Below are 17,227 nucleotides of genomic sequence, written 5' to 3'. Positions count from 1 at the left end.
GCGGGGTACATCAGGCCGCGGACAGGGTGCGCGCGCGGACGAGGCCGGCGGCGAGGTCGACGTACTGCTCGGCCACGGCGGACCAGAGCAGGCTGGGCGCGACGGCACGCGAGGCGGCGGCCATCGATCCGGCGAGGCCGGGCTCGGTGAGCACGCGCCGCAGTGCCGCTGCGATCGCGGCGGGGTCGCGGCGTGGGACAAGGAGTCCCGCGCCACCGGACAGAAGCTCGACCGCGTGCGGGAATGCCGTCGACACGACGGGCTTCCCGGCGACGACGGCCTCCGTGAGAACACCGGACGTCACCTGGTCCGGGGAGTCGTAGGGCAGGAGCACGACGTCGGCCGAGCGCACGATGCGCTGCAGCGTGGGGACGTCGAGATAGCGGGCGTCGAACTGCACCATCGGCCCGAGGCGCAGGTGGTCGACGAGCCGCTCGAGCCCTCGCCGGTACGCCTCGCCGTTGCGCTCGAGGACCTTCGGGTGGGTCTCGCCGACGATCCGGTACGTCGGGAGGGGACGCAGGTCTGCGAGGTCGGCCAGCGCCTCGAGGGCCCACTCGATGCCCTTGCCCTCGCCGAGCAGCCCCCAGGTCAGCACCGTGGGGGTTGTGCGCACGGGCGTGACCGTGTCGTCGATCCTGCGGTCGTCCCGGGCGCCGTGGGCGATCACGGTGACGGACGCCGGGTCCACGCTCCAGCCCGTGATGAGCCGCTGCCGACCCGCCTCGGTCATGGTCACCGTCACCGTCGACGCCGCGACCACCTTCGCGAGAACCTCGTGCTGATGGGGCGTCGGGTGGGCGAGGACGGTGTGCAGGACCGTGATGACGGGGACGCGCACCCGGGCGAGGACGTCGAGGACGTCTGCTCCGTCGCGACCACCGAAGATCCCGTACTCGTGCTGGACCAGCGCGACGGCACAGGCGTTGAGCGCCGCCGCCGCGGCCCTCGCCTCGTCCGGCGAGCCCGTGACCAGCTGGTGGGTGACGAGCGGGAGCGGGGGTTGCAGGCTGTCGACGACCCGGATCACCGAGACGTCGGCACCGGCTTCGATGAGGTGGGTGGCGAGCGCCGACGAGAAGGTCGCGAGGCCACACTGCGTGGGGGGAAACGTACTGAGGATGCCGAACCTGGTGGCCATGAAGGCCCTTCGCACTGGTGGTGCTTGCAGCGGAGTGCGCTACCGACCTCGGGCGGGGCCTGATCGACATCCCCGGGCGTCCTGGCCCGCCGGTCGCTGCGCAGCCGGGCCTGGCACCGCATGGCTAGGCTACCAGTCGCGGTCGGTCCCCTCCGGGGACCCGTGGCCGGTCCAGCCGTGGAGGCACCCCGTCAAGATCGCCGTGCTCGCCTCGATCGCACACCGCACGCCACCGCGCTCGTACGGGCCGTGGGAGCAGGTCGCCTCGACCCTCGCCGAGGGCCTGGTCGAGCGGGGCCACGACGTCACCCTCTTCGCCACGGCCGACTCGCAGACCCGTGCACGACTGCACGCCGAGGCGCCGACGGGCTACGAGGAGGACCCGACGATCGACGTCAAGGTGTTCGAGTCCTTGCACATCGCGGCGGTGTTCGAGCGCGCTGCGCAGTTCGATGTGATCTCCAACCAGTTCGACTTCCTGCCGCTCACCTACAGCCGTCTCACTCCGACGCCCGTGGTGACGACCGTCCACGGCTTCTCCTCGGAACGCATCGTGCGCGTGTATCGCGCCTACGACGACATCGCGCACTACGTCTCCATCAGCGACTCCGACCGCCATCGGGACCTCACCTATGCCGCGACGATCCACCACGGTCTCGACCTCACGCAGTTCGCCGCCGGCACGGGCGGCGGCGGGTACCTGCTGTTCCTCGGTCGCATCCATCCCGACAAGGGCACGCACCGAGCGATCCAGGTCGCGCAGCGATCCGGGCTGCCGCTGGTCATTGCCGGCGTCGTGCACGACGAGCCGTACTTCCGGTCTCTCGTCGAGCCGCACGTCGATGGCTCGCGGGTGCGCTTCGTCGGCTCGGTCGGGCCCGTCGAGCGGGACCGGTTGCTGGGTGGCGCGGTCGCGTTGCTGCACCTCATCGACTTCGAGGAGCCGTTCGGGCTCTCGGTCGTCGAGGCGCTCGCCGCGGGCACGCCCGTCATCGCCACCCCGCGGGGCTCGATGCGGGAGCTGATCCGCGACGGTCGCAACGGATTCCTCGTCCGCGACGACCAGGACGCTGTCACCGCAGTCGGTCGCCTGTCCGCGATCGATCGGACGGTGTGCCGGCAGGACGCCGAGACCCGGTTCAGTGCCCGGCGCATGGTCGACGACTACGAGCTGCTCTTCGAACGTGTCGCCGCTGCGGAGCGATGACGCGTTGCCGGGCACCGCGGAGCCGGGTTCTGCATCACCGCCCCTGTGCGCGGGCATCCTCGACACGATCACTTGCGCCGTCTCGGGGAGCCGGTAGCGTCGCGGGCACGGCCTGGCGGAGCTGCACAACGTCGTCATCGTCCGATGCGCGGTGACGTCAGGTCCTCGCTCACGACGACTTGGGGCCCTGATGCGCACTCCCTCCGCAACGACCTCCTTCCCCCGGCGGGGTGCCCGCCATGTCTGAGGTCGAGGCGGGGATATCGACCGAGTCCGGGTTGCGGGGCTTCCTCAACCGCGGGGGTTTCTGGCGGTTCCTGCTGGTCCTCGTGGTCTACCTGGTCGTGTACCAGCTCGCGGGCCGTCTCGGGGGCGCGATCGGCGGTCACTACACGGACGACGACCTGCTGAGCAGCGTCGGCGCGATCTTCTTCCAGGTCACCTTCGGGCTGGTCGTCGGGGCGGTCGTCCTGCTCGCGTTCTCGGCGTACATGGGCTGGACGCGGGAGCTGTTCGCCCGACAGCCGATCTACCGGTCGTGGTGGATGTGGATCGCGCCGGTCGTCGTGCTGGTCCCGATCGTGCTCCGCCTGCTCGGGATCGACTGGGGCGCGCACACCGTCGCCGTGGTTGTCTTCATGCTTGCGACCGGGCTGCTGATCGGCTTCGTCGAGGAGCTCACCTACCGTGGGCTCGGCGTGAAGATGCTGCGCGACGGCGGTCACGGTGAGTGGGCGGTGGCCGCGCTGTCGTCGCTGCTCTTCGGGCTCTCGCACCTCGTCAACCTCGTCGGCGGTCAGTCATTCACGACCGTCGGACCCACGGTCCTGTACACGCTCGCCTTCGGCGTCCTGATGTACCTGTCCATGCGGGCGACGGGCTTCCTCGCCGTCGCGATGGTCCTGCACGGCCTGACGGACCCGACGACGATCCTGGCCACCGGTGCGCTCGACGAGCTGAAGACGGGCTCCGCCGAGAACGGCTTCCTGTCCGGCGCGGCGTTCGCGACGTTCCCGCTCATCGCCACCGGCCTGATCCTGCTGATCTTCATCCGTGGTCGCGTCGCGGACCGCCGCGCACCGGAACCACTGCCGGCATGACGGGAGTGCGTCCGGCGGCGCGGATCACCCCGTCGGTGCCGGTCGCCGCCGTGGTGTTCGTCGTCTACGTGATGCTCGTCGTCGGGCTCATGCGGGTCTCGGGCGTCGAGTACGAGCACTTCTTCGACACGGCTCGCACGACCCTGCGTTCGGCGGTCCTGCCGCTGGCCGTCGGTGCCGTCTGGCTGATCGCGTTCCTGCTCTGGTCGCGCTGGGACTTCGTGTTCCGCGACGCCCGCCGGCTCTCGTCGGGCGCCATGGTGTGGGCCCTGCCGATCGTGATGGCCGTGTCCCTCGTCCTGGGCCTCGTCGGCGTGGCCTGGGACCAGTTCGAGGTGAGCCACGTGCTCGCGGTGCTGCTGGCGAGCGTGCTGGTCGGGTTCACCGAGGAGACGCTGTTCCGCGGGGTCGTGCTGCGCGCGTTGCGACAGGGCACCCGGTCCGAGGCCGCCGCCCTGGGCTGGACCACGCTCTGGTTCGGGGCGTTCCACCTGACGAACCTGCTGCTCGGCGAGCCGGGTGCGGTCGTGCAGATGTTCTTCGCCGGGCTCGCCGGGCTGGGCTTCTACCTCGTCCGACGAGGCACCGGCGTGCTCGTCGCCGCCATGGTGCTGCACGGGTCGTGGGACTTCTCGGCCTTCCTCGTCGGCGTGCATCCCGGCGACGGGTTCGCCTCGAGCCTCGGCTCGTTCCTCATCCCCGTGGTCTACGTGCTCGCCGCGGTGACCCTGGTCGTCCTGCTCGTCCGCTACCGCCACGACCCCGCACGCGACGCGCTCACACCCCTGCAGTGAGTGCCTGGAGTCCCGTCACGCCGAGCAGCCGGCCGACGGCGTAGGTCCGACCCGGGCACGCGAGAGCTCGGGACCTCGGACCCTGTTCGCGCGCCCGAGGGCGGACGAGTGTGGACATGTCGAAGGTATTCGCGCAGCACCAACGGAGGTGCGAGATGAACCGCACGATCGTCGTGGGCTATGACGGCTCCGACCGCGCCGACCAGGCGCTGAGATGGGCGGCCGAGGAAGCCGGACGGCTCCGCGCCCCGCTCCACATCCTGCACGTGGCCCGTTCCGTCGTCGACGCCTACGTGGTCGCCGACCCGCACCTGGACCTGACCAGCCAGCTCGGCAACCAGGTCCTCGCCGGAGGCGTGGAGCGCGCGTACGCGGTGGATCCCGACCTCGTCGTCACCACGCAGCTCGAGGTCCAGGAGAGCGTCGCCGCCATGCTCGTCGAGGCGAGCACGCACGCCGCCCTGGTGGTCGTCGGCTCTCGAGGCCGCGGGGGGTTCGCGGGTCTGCTCCTGGGATCGGTCAGCGTCGCCGTCGCCGCCCACGCGCACTGCCCCGTGGTCGTCGTGCGCCAGGCCGCCCGGGAACCGTCGGGCACATCACGCCCTGTCGTGGTCGGAGTGGACGGCTCCCCCACCAGCGTCCGTGCGATCGACCTCGCGTTCGACCAGGCGTCGCGGCTCGGGGTCCCGCTGGTCGCGATCCATGCGTGGGAGCTGCCTCCGATGGCCGGGCCGGTGCCGGGGTGGACGCCGGACGAGGTCGAGGAGCTCCAGGTTGCCGAGAAGGCGCTGCTCTCCGAGAGCCTGGCCGGCCACGCCGAGCGGTATCCCGAGGTCGAGGTGCAGCCGATGGTGCGTCGCGGCGGCTCCGCGCAGGTCGTCCTGGCCGCCGCCCAGGATGCCGGGCTGCTCGTCGTCGGATCGCGGGGACGCGGGGGCTTCCGTGGCCTCCTGCTGGGATCGGTGAGCCAGGCGGTGCTGCACCACTCGACGTGCCCGGTCGTCGTCGTCCATCCCAGGTAGGAGCATGCGCGGAACTCGGTGGACGGCAGATCCTCGACCGGCCACAGAGCCGTGGCCGGTCGAGGATCGGAGCGGGCGAGTCAGCTGATCTTGCGGCGGTAGACCCGCATCGCGAAGAAGTACGCGACCAGCAGGATGCCGACGCACCAGGCCAGCGCGACCCAGATGTCGCTGTCCACCGGGTTGCCCGCGAACAGGTCCTGGAGGGCGTTGACGATCGACGTGACCGGCTGGTTCTCGGCGAAGGCGCGCACCGGGGCCGGCATGGTGTCCGTGGGGACGAACGCCGAGCTGATGAACGGCAGGAAGATCAGCGGGTAGGAGAATCCCGCGGCGCCGTCGACGGACTTGGCCGAGAGGCCGGCGATGACGGCGACCCAGGTGAGGGCCAGCGTGAACAGGGCCAGGATCCCGGCGACCGCGAGCCATGCCCCCACCCCTGCCGAGGTTCGGAATCCCATCAGCAGGCCGACCAGCACGATGATCACGACGGTGATCGCGTTGGACGCCAGCGACGTCAGCACGTGCGCCCACAGGACCGACGACCGGTTGATCGGCATGGAGTGGAACCGCTCGAAGATGCCGCTCTGCAGGTCGGTGAACAGCCGCACGGCCGTGTAGGCGATGCCCGAGGCGATCGCGATCAGCAGGATGCCCGGCAGCAGGTAGTTGACGTAGTTGTCGGTGCCGGTGTCGATGGCCCCACCGAACACGTAGACGAAGAGCACCATGATCGCGATCGGCGTGACGGCCGTCGTGATGATCGTGTCCACGCTGCGTGTGATGTGCCGCAGCGAGCGACCGGTCAGGTCGGCGGTGTCGCCGAAGAAGTGGGTCGTGGTCATGACTGGACCTCCGTGTTCTGGGACGGGGCGGCCTTGGTGCCGACGAGGGCGAGGAAGATCTCCTCGAGGGTGGGCTGCTTCTCGACGTACTCGACCGTCGCCGGGGGCAGGAGCGCCTTGAGCTCGGCCAGGGTGCCGTTCGCGATGATCCGGCCCTCGTGCAGGATCGCGATGCGGTCCGCGAGCTGCTCGGCCTCGTCGAGGTACTGCGTGGTGAGCAGGACGGTCGTGCCGCTCGTGGCGAGCTCCGAGATGACCTTCCAGACGTCGATGCGCGCCTCGGGGTCCAGCCCTGTGGTCGGCTCGTCGAGGAACAGGACCTTCGGCTTCCCGACGAGGCTCATCGCGATGTCGAGACGACGGCGCATGCCGCCCGAGTAGGTGGCCACCCGGCGCGCGGCCGCGTCCGTGAGGTTGAAGCGGGCGAGCAGGTCGTCGGCCACCTGACCGGGGTTCTTCAGGTGCCGCAGCTTCGCGACGAGCACCAGGTTCTCCCGGCCGGACAGGATCTCGTCGACCGCCGCGAACTGCCCGGTCAGGCTGATCGACTCCCGGACGGCAAGCGGGTCGGTCGCCACGTCGAAGCCGTTGACGCTGGCCGCGCCGGCGTCCGAGCGGAGCAGCGTGGACAGGATCTTGACCATGGTGGTCTTGCCGGCTCCGTTCGAGCCGAGCAGGGCGAAGATGCTGCCGGGTGCCACCTCGAAGTCGACGCCTCGCAGCACCTGCAGGTCGCCGTAGGACTTCTCGATGCTGGTCACCTGGATGGCAGGTGCGGTGGTGGTCATGGTGTGTGTCGTCCCTTCTGGTGGTCGCCCGGTGTCACAGGGCGCGCTGGATGTTGATGCCGCCGGCCTGGGTGCGGGCGCGGACGGCGACGGACTGCTCGTTGTGCTCGGGGGCGCGGTTGTCGTCCAGGTGGTTGCGGACGTGGCCGCTCTTGGACGAGAGGTCGAGCCAGGCGGGCACGCCGGCCCGCACGCCGATGTCGACCTGGCCGAAGCCGCTCTCGACCGCGATGGAGCCGCTGGACACCTCGTGCAGCCGGATGCTGCCGTAGGAGGTCTTCGTGGTCACGGAGCCGAGGGCTCTGGTGATCTCGAGGTCGCCGTACGCGAGCTTCGCGTCGACGTCGCCGCCCGACTCACCGACCTGGATGCTGCCGTGCGAGGCCTTGAGGATCGCGTCGCCGGCGATGGTTCCGACGCGGATCTGACCGTGGTCGGCCGTGATCTCGACGCCGCCTCCGGCTGATCCGACGGTGACGTTGCCGTGCCCGGCGCGCAGCCACAGGTCGCCGGAGGTCTCGACGTCGACGGATCCCATCGAGGCCTTGATCCGGGTGGCACCCAGGGAACCGGTCGTGCGGACGGCACCCAGCGACACCTCAGCGGTGAACCGGGACCCCGTCGGCAGCTCGATCCGCAGGTCGACCGACTCGGTCGGGCCGATCCAGCTGACGCGCGGTCGCGGTCCCTTGACGGTGACACGCTGGCCGTCGAAGTCGACCTTGGTCTCCTCGGCGCCGCGGCGGTCGACGGCCTTGGCCGGGTTGGTGGGCGAGACCGTCACGACGGTGTCGGTGCGGTCGCTCGCGACGACCACGACCTCACCGACCTGCAGGTTGATCGCGAGGTCGATCGGGCTGGGGGTGGTGTAGGTGGGCATGCTCGCGCCTCCTGGTTTCGGGTGTGTTCGGCCGGCCCCGCGGGTGCGCGGGGCTTCTGCAAGCGGTACGGGGCCGGGCTCTAGCGCGCCCAGCCGGCGAAGTTGTCGCCGGTGCGCAGCGTGCGCTGCGCGGATCGTCGTTGCCTGGGCTGGAGCGCGGCGGCGACCGCGCGGACCAGCCAGGTGTTGACGGACAGGCCGTCCGCCGATGCCGCCTCGTCGACCTTCGCCTTGAGGGCGTCGGGCAGGCGGAGCGTGGTGCGCGACGTGCTCACGTCATCGAGGTCGACGTGCGCGGCCGGCTCCTCGTCGGTGTCGCTGTCGCCGCCTGGCTGGGCGACGACGAACTCGACCTCCCTGCCACGCAGCCGAAGCTCGACGGAGCCAGGCGCGAGGTCGCGGGTGATCTCCCCCGCGGCGGCCGACAGGACGTCGAGCAGCACGAGCCGCGCCGCGGCGTCCAGCCCGGCGACGAGCCGCTCGGCGACGACGCGGGTCTCCTCCGTGCCGTTCTCGGCGGACTCGACGAGCTGCCGCTGCAGGTCGTTGACGTGCTGTCCCAGGTCCATGTGCACCATCGTGACACCACTGTGGTGTCACGTCAAGCCATTGTGGTGTCAGTTCGCCGAAGAGTGGTGTCAGCCCTGGCGCCAGGGGCCCTCGGGCAGGTGGTCGGTGCCCGGCCGGACCGCGTCCATGACGCGGCGACCGATCTCCGTCAGCTGTCGGACCTGAGCGTCGGTGAGGTTGTCGAACACGAGGCGCTGCACCTCCTCGGCATGCCCGGGCGCCGCAGCGACGACCTTGTCCCAGCCGGCGGGCGTCAGGATCGCCAGCGTGCTCCGGCCGTCGTTCGGGTCGGGCTCGCGCCGCACCCAGCCACTCTTCTCCAGGCGCGCGACGATGCGCGACAGGTGGGAGAGGTTCACGTTGGCGAAGGCGGCGACATTGCTCATCCGCGCCTGTCGCCCGGACGCCATCGACAGTGCCGCCAGGACGCCGTACTCGACATGCGTGAGGCCCGCGTCGCGTCGCAGCTGACTGTCGAGCGCCGCCGGCAGGAAGACCGTGACGCTGGCGAGAGCGAGCCACGCGGCGGACTGCTCGTCGGAGAGCCAGCGCGGTTCCGTGTGATCCACCATGCCCCGCACATTACTTGACATGGAAAGTGACGGTGGCGGATCATCACGTGCCGCGGAAAGTAACGCGGCACCGCTACCAAGGAGTTGCACGTGACCGTCGCGTACTGGATCCTCGCTGGGCTGCTCGCCCTCCTCTACCTCTTCTCGGGCGGGAGCAAGGTCCTGCGCAGCCGCGAGCAGCTGCAGCCGATGATGAACTGGGTCGACGACATGCCGATGCCGGCGGTCCGCGCGATCGGGGTCGCCGAGCTCCTCGGCGCCGTCGGCCTGATCCTCCCGCCGCTGCTCGGCATCGCCCCGGCGCTCGCGTTCGCCGCCGCGATCGGGCTCCTCGTCCTGCAGGTCGTCGCGACCCTGTTCCACCTCTCGCGCGGCGAGAAGGACAACATCGGCCTGAACATCGGGCTCGTCGTCGTGACGGCCGCGCTCGTGTGGCTGGCGACGATCTGGCTCTGACGCCCTACTTCGACGGGCGGATGTGCCCCTCGGACGCTTGCACGACGACGACACCCTCGCCCGACAGCCCGAGCTGGTAGGCCTCTCCCGAGCCGCGACCGATCATGGCCGACGCCTTGGCGGTCTTGCGGATCGACGACGTCAGCGTGCTCGACCACAGCACCGCGGCCTGCATGTCGACGAACGTCGGCTGGTCGACCTGCAGCACGACGGGCGTGCCGTACGTGGTGACCGCGAGCGCGCCCGTGCCCGTGAATGTCGTGTTGAACAGGCCGCCGGAGAGCGCAGACGCACCCTCGACCCGGTTGATGTCCCAGGTCAGCGAGGCCTCGAACGCGAGGACGTTCTCGCCGTTGACGGTGACCGACTCGCCCTCGAGGTGCACGAGGAAGATCTCGTCGGCCTCCTGCGCCAGGAACACGTCTCCGCTGCCCGAGACCTTCATGAGCGACATGCCCTCGCCCGTGAACGTCTTCTTGAGCATGCGGCCCATGCCGCCGCTGCCCTGGTGCGCGAAGTCGACTTCGCCCTGGTAGGCGACCATCGAGCCCTGCTTGGCCAGGAAGTGCCCCTCCGTGCCGGAGAGCTGGACCTTGAGCATCCGCTCGTTCTGCAGGGCGAACGCCCCGGGCTCGGTGCTGCGCTCGGCGTAGGTGCTCAGGGTTGTCCGCATCCGTCGATCATGGCCGCTCGACGGCTCTACGACGAGTTCGCCAGCCCGATCCCCGCGACGGCGAGCTCGGTGAGGGCCGCGACCGCGGTGGGTGCGGCGACGGCCGCCGTGAGGTCCGTGAGCACGGTGACCTCGAAGCCCGCGGCCGACGCGTCCAGGGCGGTGGCACGGATGCAGTGGTCGGTCGCGAGGCCGACGACGTCGACGTGCCCGACACCTCGGGCCGACAGCGCCGTCGCCAGGTCCACGCCGTCCTCGTCGACGATCCGTCCCGTGAAGCCGGAGTAGTCCTGCCGGGACTCCCCCTTGACCACATGGACCGTGCGCGCGGGCAGGCGGAGCCGCGGGTGGTAGTCGGCGCCCGGCGTGCCGGCGACGCAGTGCACCGGCCACGTCGTGACGTAGTCGGGTCCGAGGTCGACGGCGAAGTGGCCGTCGTTGGTGTCGGGCAGCGGGGCGTGCCAGTCGCGCGTCGCGACGACCACGTCGTACTCGTGGTCCTCGAGGAACTCGGTGATCCGCGCGGCGACGGCGGCGCCACCCGCGACGGCGAGCGACCCGCCCTCGCAGAAGTCGTTCTGGACGTCGACGACGATCAGTGCCGTACCCATGTGGTCTCCCTGCCCTTCCCTCTCCCCGAGCGTAGGACGACCGAGCGCTTGTAGGGTCGCCAGTGACCCGTCGGGAGGAGTCCGGGGTGGAGCACGTCCAGGTGTTTGCGCTGGTCATCGTGGCCGTCGCCGTGACGGCCCTGTGCCGCCGGCGCGGGTGGCCCGCTCCCCTGGTGCTCGTCGGCACGGCGATCGTCGTCTCCCTGATCCCCGGTGTGCCGCGGTACGAGATCCGGCCCGAGCTGCTCCTCGAGTTCGTCCTGCCGCCGCTGCTCTACTCGGCGGCCCTGTCGAGCTCGTACCGGGACTTCCGGACGTCGCGGAACTCGATCATCCGCCTCGGCGTCGGCCTCGTTCTGGTCACGGCGCTCGTCGCCGCCCTCGCCTACTGGGCGCTCGACGAGTCGGCGATCCCCTTCCTCGCGGCCCTCGCGCTCGGAGCCGTCGTCGCGCCACCGGACGCTGTCGCCGCGGCCGCCGTCGGCCGGAAGCTCGGCCTGCCCCGCAGGGTGATGACCCTGCTGTCGGGCGAGAGCCTGATCAACGACGCCACGTCGCTGACCCTCTACAAGGTCGCTCTGCTCGGCGTGGCGACCGGCACCTGGGCGATCGGCGAGGGGCTCGCGATCTTCGGGTTGGCGGTCGTCGTCGGCGTGGCCGTGGGGCTGGTGCTGGGCCTCGTCGTCCACTTCGTCCGGATGCGTCTCGACGACCCTGTGGTCGCCTCGGTGATCGGGCTGCTCACGCCGTTCGCCGCCTACTGGGGCGCCGAGCAGCTGGAGGGGTCCGGCGTGCTCGCCGTCGTGACGGCCGGGCTCTACCTCGGGCACACCTCGCCGCAGGCCGGCTACGCCACGCGACTGTTCGAGGAGCCGATCTGGTCGACCGCCGACCTGCTGCTCGAGTCGTTCACGTTCGCGCTCATCGGCCTCCAGCTGCCGTGGGTGATCCGCGACGTGATCGCGTCCGACCAGGGCCTGCGGCACGCGCTCGTCCTGTCGGTCGGCGTGCTGGTGACCGTCATCCTCGTGCGCCCGGTCTACATCTTCGCGACCTCCCGGTTCGACCATCTGCGCCTGCGCGGGTCCCATCGGCCCGCGTTCGACTCGCTGTCCGCGCGCGAGTCGGCGGTGGTGTCGTGGGCCGGGATGCGCGGCGTCGTGACGCTCGCGGCCGCCGCGGCGATCCCGCTGACCTCGAACGGCGCGCCCTTCCCCGAGCGCGCGACCCTGCAGCTCGTCGCCTACTCGGTGGCCATCGGGACGCTGCTCGTCCAGGGGCTGACCCTGCCGTGGGTCATCCGCCGGCTCAAGGTCGGGTCTGCCGACGAGACCGCCAGCGACGCCGCGCAGGAGGCCTCGCTGCGCCTGGCGACCGCCGACGCCGTGCAGGGCGTGCTCGAGAAGCAACGCACCGACTGGACCAAGGCGCTCGGGCCCGAGCGTGCCGACGAGCTCATCGAGAAGCTGTCCTCAGCCTGGCGCGCCCGCGCGACGGCGGCCGCCGTCATGCTCGACCCCGCGTCGGCGGACGACATCGTGCCCGACGAGGGCCTGCGGCCCGACGAGGTCTCCGGGGTCACGAGCGCCATCCGCACCGTCAGCCCGTCCGACGTGCCGACGCCGTCCGAGGGGAAGCGGACCCAGAAGCTGCAGCGGGAGATCGTGTCCGCGCAGCGCGAGGTGCTCATGGAATGGCGCGACTCCGGGCAGCTCGACGAGGTCGTGATGCGGCGCGTGATGCGGGAGCTGGACCTCGAGGACGAGAGCCTGTCGTCGTCGTGGCTCTCGCGGGTGCGGACGTGAGGTTGTCCACAGGCTGGTTGGGTCGGCGGGGCTGTGGACGGCTCGGCGTTGGTGTTTGTGCAGGTCAGGTGCGGTTTTGGTCTTGACGGGTGCCTGTTGCTGACGTAGCATCGAACACATGTTCGAGCCGTCGGTGGGTGTGGTCGAGGTGGCGTCGCAGGTCCGCGACGCTGCCACCACCTCGCGTCCGACACCCGAACCTGCGCGACCTGGACCGCCGCAGACCGTGCGTCGGCGTTGGCCTGCGTGCGGGCCGCCGAAGCCGCCCTGGCCCAGGCACGAGCGCACCTGCTGGTCGCGGCCCGCTCCACCGGGGAGCTGGAACGCCCCGGGGACCGGTCCTTCGAGAACGCCCTGGCCCGCACCACCCGCGCCGGCTCCCTCGAGGCCACCCGGCAGGTCCGACAAGCCGACGCCCTGGTGTCCATGCCCTCGGTCGCCGCGGGCGTGCGCGACGGGCTCGTGCCCCTCGGGCACCTGGACACCCGGCCCGGGTCGCCGCCACCGCCGCACCCGAGGTCGCCGCCCAGCTGCGCACCCCCGCGACACAGGACCGGGTCGTGCAGATGGCCCGCTCGTTGTCCGCACCCGACTTCGCGAAATCCCTGGCCCAGCGGTCGCGTCCCAGGACCCCGCCGCCCTGCAGGACGCGTTCGAGGCGCAACGACGCGAACGCTTCCTGACCCTCTCCGTCCAACCCCACGGCGCATTCCTCAAAGGCCGCCTCGACGTCCTGACCGCCCAGACCCTGCGCACCGCCCTGGACCTGATGGGACAACACCCCGACCAGCACCGCACCCCCGGCCAAGCCTCCGCCGACGCCCTGGCCCTGCTCGCCGAACACGCCTGCGCCGGTTCGGGTCCGACACCGACACCCAGCCGCGCGGCCCTCGGCGACGGCGACGCCGGGAGCGCCCTGAGCGGCGACGAACCCGCCACCCGCGGGTCCGGAACCGTGTCCCGTCCGCACCTGTCCCTGCTCGTGCCCGCCGAGACCTTCGTCGAACTCATCCACCACCAACGGGCACTCGACACAGCCACCGTGCGCGACGAACCTCTCGCCCCGCTCGCACGCGGCTCCGACCTGCCGACAAACCGCCACGACTCCACGTCCCGGGTCGCGCCGGTGATCACGCCACCCTGGTCCACCGTCGCCCCCTGGAAGCCGGTGCCACCCGCGACGTTGGAGGACGGCACCCCGGTGCCCATGTCCGAGCTCGCCCGAGCCCTGTGCGACGCCGACATCACCCGCATCGTCATGTCCGCCGAAGGCCTACCCCGGGACGTCGGCCGAGCCAAACGCCTGTTCACCACCGCCATGCGCCGCGCAGCCATCGCCCGCGACCAGCACTGCATCTGGAACGGCTGCACCACACCAGCCTCACGCTGCGAGATGCACCACCTGCGCTGGTGGGACAAGCACCACGGAGCCACCTCCCTGACCAACGCCGGGCTCCTCTGCGGACACCACCACCGACTCATCCACCAGCTCGACCTCACAGTCCAACGCCTCGCCAAACCACCCGGCTGGACAGCCCGACAACACACCACCAGCCGCGACGCCGCCCACGACGACCACGACGACCACGACGACCACTGCACAGCGATCGACCCGACCACACCCGGCATCGGCCGCCAACCCATGCGCTACACCTTCCGCGACCCCACCGGCCATGTCGTCAGCGCACCCGATGGGTGGCCAGGCGGGGTGTGAGGGTGCGTCCACGCTGGCCTGCCTGCGGCGGCACGGGGATCGAAGGCAGGCACCCCCATGCCGCTCGGCACCAACTCGTCCCACGACTAGGGACCTTTGCCTTTATCGCGGGCACGGCCCCGCTCCGTAGCGTCGAAGTCATCAGCCACCCCGGCATCGACAAGGAGCTTCACCGTGACCGTCACGGACCGCGCCACCCGCAAGAGCACCACGACGCAAGCGCCCCCCGCGGCGCCTGCACCCGACGCGCCCGGACCTGACGCCACGCCCGCTGACGCACCCGCGCCGGCAACCGATGCCAGGACGCTCGAGTCGGCGGTCGCCGACGAGATCGACGAGCTGGTGACGCGGGCGACCGTGGCGCTCGCCGAGTACGCGCACTTCACGCAGGAGGACGTGGACCGGCTGGTGAAGAAGGGCTCCGTCGCGGCGCTCGACCAGCACGGCGCCCTCGCGCGGAAGGCGGTCACCGAGACCGGCCGCGGCGTGTTCGAGGACAAGGCCGTCAAGAACATCTTCGCCTGCGAGCACGTGACCAACTCGATCGCCGGCCTGAAGTCGGTGGGCGTCATCTCGCACGACGAGCTGACCGGCATCACGGAGATCGCCGAGCCCGTCGGCGTGGTCTGCGGCGTCACCCCGGTGACCAACCCGACATCGACCACGATCTTCAAGGCGCTGATCGCGCTGAAGACTCGCAACCCGATCATCTTCGCGTTCCACCCGAGCGCGCAGAGCTCGTCGGTGGCGGCCGCCCGCGTCGTGCGGGACGCAGCGGTCGCCGCCGGCGCCCCCGAGGACTGCATCCAGTGGGTCGAGAACCCGTCGATCGCGGCGACCACCGCGCTGATGCAGCACCCCGGCGTCGCGCTCATCCTGGCCACCGGCGGCAACGCGATGGTCCGGGCCGCCTACTCGTGCGGCAAGCCCGCGCTCGGCGTCGGAGCGGGCAACGTCCCGGCATACGTCGAGAAGTCCGCCAAGCTGAAGCGGGCGATGAACGACATCGTCCTGTCCAAGGCGTTCGACAACGGCATGGTCTGCGCGTCCGAGCAGGCAGTGATCCTGGACGACGAGATCTACGACGCCGCGATGAGCGAGCTCCAGATCCTGCACGCCTACCTGGCGACGCCCGCCGAGAAGACGATGCTCGAGCAGCTGATCTTCGGAGTCACCGCCGAGGGCGTCAACTGCGCCGGAGCCAAGCTCAACGCCGCGGTGGTGGGCCAGTCCCCGCGGTGGATCGCCGAGCAGGCCGGCTTCACGGTGCCCGACGACACGTCGATCATCCTGGCCGAGGTCGCCTCGGTCGGACCGCAGGAGCCGCTGACCCGCGAGAAGCTCGCGCCGGTCCTGGCGGTGCTGCGCGCGACGAGCACCGAGCACGGCATCACGCTCGCCGAGCAGATGGTCGAGTTCGACGGTCTGGGCCACTCGGCTGCGATCCACACCCGCGACGACGCCCTCGCCGAGGAGTTCGGCAAGCGGGTCGAGGCGGTCCGGATCATCGTCAACGCCCCGAGCTCGCTGGGCGGCATCGGCGACATCTACAACGCGTTCATCCCGTCGCTCACGCTCGGCTGCGGCTCGTACGGGCACAACTCGGTGTCCAACAACGTCTCGGCGGTGAACCTCTTGAACATCAAGCGCGTGGGTCGTCGCAACAACAACCTGCAGTGGTTCAAGGTGCCGGCCAAGACGTACTTCGAGCCGAACTCGATCCGGTACCTCGCGGACATGCCCGACGTCGAGCGCGTCACCATCGTCACCGACGCGACCATGACGACCCTGGGCTTCGTCGACAAGATCATCGACGTCCTGAACCGGCGCCCTCGCAAGGTCGCGCTGCAGATCATCGACCAGGTCGAGCCGGAGCCGTCGGTCAAGACGGTCCAGGCCGGCGCGGCGCAGATGCGTCACTTCCGTCCCGACACGATCATCGCGCTGGGCGGCGGCTCGCCCATGGACGCCGCGAAGGTGATGTGGCTGCTGTACGAGCACCCGGAGATCGAGTTCTCCGACCTGAAGCAGAAGTTCTTCGACGTCCGCAAGCGCGCGTTCAAGTTCCCGACGCTCGGTGCGCTCGCCCAGCTCGTCTGCATCCCGACGACGTCGGGCACCGGTGCCGAGGTGACGCCGTTCGCGGTGATCTCGGACCCGGACGCGGGCAAGAAGTACCCGCTGGCCGACTACGCGCTGACCCCGTCGGTCGCGATCATCGACCCGGTGCTGACCTCGCGGATGCCGAAGTCGCTGGCGGCGGACTCCGGCTTCGACGCCCTGACGCACGCGACCGAGGCCTATGTGAGCGTCTACGCCAACGACTTCACGGACGGCTTGGCCCTGCACGCGATCCGCCTGATCTTCGAGAACCTCGCGGTCTCGGTGAACGGCGACCCGCTCGCACCGGCCACGCAGGACGCCCGGGAGAAGATGCACAACGCCGGGACGATCGCGGGCATGAGCTTCGGCAACGCGTTCCTGGGGATCGTGCACGCGATGGCCCACGTGGTCGGCTCCACGCACCACCTGGTGCACGGCCGGACCAACGCCACGCTGCTGCCGCACGTCATCCGCTACAACGGCACCGTCCCGACCAAGCTGACCAGCTGGCCGAAGTACGAGCACTACGTGGCTCCCGAGCGGTTCCAGCAGATCGCCGCGATGCTCGGGCTGCCCGCAGCCACGCCGGCGCAGGGCGTCGAGTCGTACGCGCAGGCCGTGGAGCTGCTCCGCACGGCGGTCGGGATCCCGGGCTCGTTCCAGAGCCAGGGTGTCGACGAGACGTCGTTCCTCGACCAGCTCGACGACGTCGCCATGGGTGCCTACGAGGACCAGTGCGCACCGGCCAACCCGCGCATGCCGATGATCGAGGACATGAAGGACCTCATGGTCGCGGCCTACTACGGAACCTCGGTCCAGGACGCGCGTGAACGTCGTTCGCAGGACGCGGCCCGGGTCTGAGGTACCACAGGACGACCTGGACCTCGCGAGATCGCGCCCACGGGGTCCAGGTCAGCAAGCAGCCGTGGCGGGCGGGTTTCCGGGG

At 70.6% G+C, this 17,227-nt stretch carries 16 protein-coding genes; 8 read left to right on the top strand and 8 right to left on the bottom strand.

What is annotated here, in order from left to right; translation table 11 throughout:
* Positions 1-10: 10 nt before the first annotated feature.
* Positions 11-1,141 carry a glycosyltransferase gene (locus AC1DUE_RS13540; RefSeq protein ID WP_477039954.1) on the bottom strand — a complete coding sequence of 377 codons (1,131 nt, stop codon included), beginning with the start codon at positions 1,139-1,141 and terminating at the stop codon, positions 11-13.
* Between the two features lie 202 nt (positions 1,142-1,343).
* Here AC1DUE_RS13540 and AC1DUE_RS13535 point away from each other — a divergent pair, with 202 nt between their 5' ends.
* From AC1DUE_RS13535 to AC1DUE_RS13520, 4 genes are all read left to right on the top strand, one after another.
* The gene (locus AC1DUE_RS13535) at positions 1,344-2,348 is read left to right on the top strand and encodes a glycosyltransferase family 4 protein (RefSeq protein ID WP_477039953.1); all 1,005 of its coding nucleotides are present in this window, start codon (positions 1,344-1,346) and stop codon (positions 2,346-2,348) included.
* A gap of 239 nt (positions 2,349-2,587) precedes the next feature.
* Entirely contained in the window at positions 2,588-3,448 is an 861-nt protein-coding gene (locus AC1DUE_RS13530; protein WP_477039952.1) for a CPBP family intramembrane glutamic endopeptidase, read from the top strand.
* Positions 3,445-4,242, top strand: a complete 798-nt coding sequence (locus AC1DUE_RS13525; protein WP_477039951.1) for a lysostaphin resistance A-like protein — start codon at positions 3,445-3,447, stop codon at positions 4,240-4,242. The genes AC1DUE_RS13530 and AC1DUE_RS13525 overlap by 4 nt, the downstream gene beginning before the upstream one ends.
* 155 nt (positions 4,243-4,397) lie before the next feature.
* The gene (locus AC1DUE_RS13520; RefSeq protein WP_477039950.1) at positions 4,398-5,264 is read left to right on the top strand and encodes a universal stress protein; all 867 of its coding nucleotides are present in this window, start codon (positions 4,398-4,400) and stop codon (positions 5,262-5,264) included.
* Between the two features lie 80 nt (positions 5,265-5,344).
* On the opposite strand, the gene AC1DUE_RS13515 is transcribed toward AC1DUE_RS13520, so the two are convergent.
* The 5 genes from AC1DUE_RS13515 to AC1DUE_RS13495 form a co-directional block, all read right to left on the bottom strand.
* Positions 5,345-6,109 carry an ABC transporter permease gene (locus AC1DUE_RS13515; RefSeq protein WP_477039949.1) on the bottom strand — a complete coding sequence of 255 codons (765 nt, stop codon included), beginning with the start codon at positions 6,107-6,109 and terminating at the stop codon, positions 5,345-5,347.
* Positions 6,106-6,897, bottom strand: a complete 792-nt coding sequence (locus AC1DUE_RS13510) for an ABC transporter ATP-binding protein (protein ID WP_477039948.1) — start codon at positions 6,895-6,897, stop codon at positions 6,106-6,108. Before AC1DUE_RS13510 ends, AC1DUE_RS13515 begins: the two co-directional genes overlap by 4 nt.
* A gap of 34 nt (positions 6,898-6,931) precedes the next feature.
* Positions 6,932-7,777: a DUF4097 family beta strand repeat-containing protein gene (locus AC1DUE_RS13505; RefSeq protein WP_477039947.1), complete on the bottom strand. Its 846-nt coding sequence runs from the start codon at positions 7,775-7,777 to the stop codon at positions 6,932-6,934.
* A gap of 80 nt (positions 7,778-7,857) precedes the next feature.
* Positions 7,858-8,346 (bottom strand): histidine kinase, encoded by a 489-nt coding sequence (locus AC1DUE_RS13500; protein WP_477039946.1) that lies wholly within the window; start codon positions 8,344-8,346, stop codon positions 7,858-7,860.
* Positions 8,347-8,415: 69 nt separating this feature from the next.
* Positions 8,416-8,919, bottom strand: a complete 504-nt coding sequence (locus AC1DUE_RS13495; RefSeq protein ID WP_477039945.1) for a MarR family winged helix-turn-helix transcriptional regulator — start codon at positions 8,917-8,919, stop codon at positions 8,416-8,418.
* A 90-nt stretch (positions 8,920-9,009) separates the two neighbouring features.
* Between AC1DUE_RS13495 and AC1DUE_RS13490 the strand changes: the two genes are divergently transcribed.
* On the top strand, positions 9,010-9,375 hold the full coding sequence (locus tag AC1DUE_RS13490) for a DoxX family protein (RefSeq protein WP_477039944.1): 366 nt from the start codon (positions 9,010-9,012) through the stop codon (positions 9,373-9,375).
* A gap of 4 nt (positions 9,376-9,379) precedes the next feature.
* Here the strand turns inward: AC1DUE_RS13490 and AC1DUE_RS13485 are convergent, their stop codons facing one another.
* Both AC1DUE_RS13485 and AC1DUE_RS13480 read right to left on the bottom strand, forming a co-directional pair.
* Positions 9,380-10,048, bottom strand: a complete 669-nt coding sequence (locus AC1DUE_RS13485; protein WP_477039943.1) for an AIM24 family protein — start codon at positions 10,046-10,048, stop codon at positions 9,380-9,382.
* Positions 10,049-10,074: 26 nt separating this feature from the next.
* A complete protein-coding gene (locus AC1DUE_RS13480; RefSeq protein ID WP_477039942.1) occupies positions 10,075-10,659 on the bottom strand; it encodes an isochorismatase family protein in 585 nt (194 codons plus the stop codon).
* An 86-nt stretch (positions 10,660-10,745) separates the two neighbouring features.
* Here AC1DUE_RS13480 and AC1DUE_RS13475 point away from each other — a divergent pair, with 86 nt between their 5' ends.
* The 3 genes from AC1DUE_RS13475 (at position 10,746) to adhE (ending at position 17,142) form a co-directional block, all read left to right on the top strand.
* Positions 10,746-12,464, top strand: coding sequence for a cation:proton antiporter (locus AC1DUE_RS13475; protein WP_477039941.1), 1,719 nt, complete (start codon positions 10,746-10,748; stop codon positions 12,462-12,464).
* Between the two features lie 769 nt (positions 12,465-13,233).
* Positions 13,234-14,178 (top strand): HNH endonuclease signature motif containing protein, encoded by a 945-nt coding sequence (locus tag AC1DUE_RS13470; protein ID WP_477039940.1) that lies wholly within the window; start codon positions 13,234-13,236, stop codon positions 14,176-14,178.
* Between the two features lie 174 nt (positions 14,179-14,352).
* On the top strand, positions 14,353-17,142 hold the full coding sequence (gene adhE, locus AC1DUE_RS13465; protein WP_477039939.1) for a bifunctional acetaldehyde-CoA/alcohol dehydrogenase: 2,790 nt from the start codon (positions 14,353-14,355) through the stop codon (positions 17,140-17,142).
* The last annotated feature ends 85 nt before the right edge of the window (positions 17,143-17,227 follow it).

The organism is Cellulomonas sp. P4_A2, from assembly GCF_056402515.1.
Note: the sequence above shows the minus strand (reverse complement) of the source record. Positions and strands in the feature narration are given on the sequence as shown.